This window comes from Bradyrhizobium sp. ISRA442, from assembly GCF_038085055.1.
Taxonomy (GTDB): Bacteria; Pseudomonadota; Alphaproteobacteria; order Rhizobiales; family Xanthobacteraceae; genus Bradyrhizobium.
The window spans coordinates 1-1,385 of the sequence record NZ_JALGCN010000059.1 but is presented as its reverse complement, the minus strand read 5'-3'; the positions used below and the strand labels follow the sequence as shown (position 1 = coordinate 1,385).

General features: G+C 61.4%; 1 protein-coding gene. It reads right to left on the bottom strand.

The annotated features are described in order from the left end of the window. Positions 1–266: 266 nt before the first annotated feature. The gene (locus MTR72_RS40170; protein ID WP_280964601.1) at positions 267–1,298 is read right to left on the bottom strand and encodes an IS110 family transposase; all 1,032 of its coding nucleotides are present in this window, start codon (positions 1,296–1,298) and stop codon (positions 267–269) included. Between the last annotated feature and the right edge of the window lie 87 nt (positions 1,299–1,385).

Below are 1,385 nucleotides of genomic sequence, written 5' to 3'. Positions count from 1 at the left end.
GGGCCATGTGTGGACGGCTCCGGGTTGGCAAGAAGAATCTTCACTTTGCAGCATTGGTCGGAGCAGCCATGTGTTCGGCCTGTTTACGCGGTACGCATGACCGCTGGCCATAATGCCCTCCGCGGATCAGGTCCCGGTCAATAGCACGCATTCGACGATGCTGTGGCCCAAGTGGGTTGTCCTGATCGCCGGATCGACCGGCGCTGCATTAGTGCTGTTCGCCCTTCCAACCGTTACGTCACACCCGGATGACCGGTGTGATCTCGTCACGCCGCGAGAGCGACGGGTTCATTGTAACGTTCGTTCCTTGCCATCATCGCCCAAGCCATCCGGGCGAGTTTGTTGGCGAGCGCAATGGCGGCGACCTTGGTGGGGCGCCGGGCCAACAATCGGGTGAGCCAGGGCCGATGATTGGTGCCATGGATCTTGGCATAGCGGATCACTGCGAGCGCGCCAGCCGTGAACAGGCTACGCAAATAGCGATCCCCTTGTTTGCTGATATTGCCAAGCTTGTCCTTGCCCCCGCTCGAGTTCTGCTTCGGCACGAGCCCAACCCAGGCCGAGAAGTCTCGTCCCGATCGGAAAGCCTTGGGATCCGCAATGCTGGCGACCAGAGCTGTTGCCAGCGCCGGCCCGACGCCGGGGATCGCGTCCAGCCGTTTGCTCGTCACGCTTGATCGATGCCAGGCGATGATGCGTCGGTCGAACTCCAGGATTTGAGCCTTCAGTGCGCGCAATTGACTGCCGAGAGCAGCAAGACACGCACGGGCCACCTCGGGGAGCCGGTGGTCGGCTGTATCGGCGACGACTTCCAGCAGTTGCTCGACACCCCTGCGCCCGACAGGGGCAACAATCCCGAACTCGGCGAGATAGGCGCGGATTGAGTTGATCACGGCAGTCTGCTGGCGGATGAAGAGATGGCGCGCCCGGTGAAGCATCAGACAGCTTTGTTGCTCGACCGTCTTGGTCGGCACGAACCGCATGTTGGGTCTCGTGACTGCCTCGCAAATTGCCTCCGCGTCGGTGCTGTCGTTCTTCTGCCGCTTGACGTAGGGCTTCACATAGGCCGGAGGCATCAATCGCACCGTATGCCCTAACAACTGCAACTCGCGGGACCAATGGTGCGATGATGCGCAAGCCTCGATCCCCACCAGGCATGGCGGCAGCTTCTGGAAAAACGCCAGGACGTGCCGGCGCCTCAACTGGCGGCGTATGACCACCTGGCCGGCTGCATCAACGCCGTGTACCTGAAAGACGGACTTCGCGATATCCAAACCGATAGTCGAAATTGGCTGCATAGGCCGCTCCTCCGAATCGTGGGAGCCTCAAAACGGCGCCCATTCCTTGGCACTCTCGTGCCGGTGGAGGAGCCGTCCACAGCATCA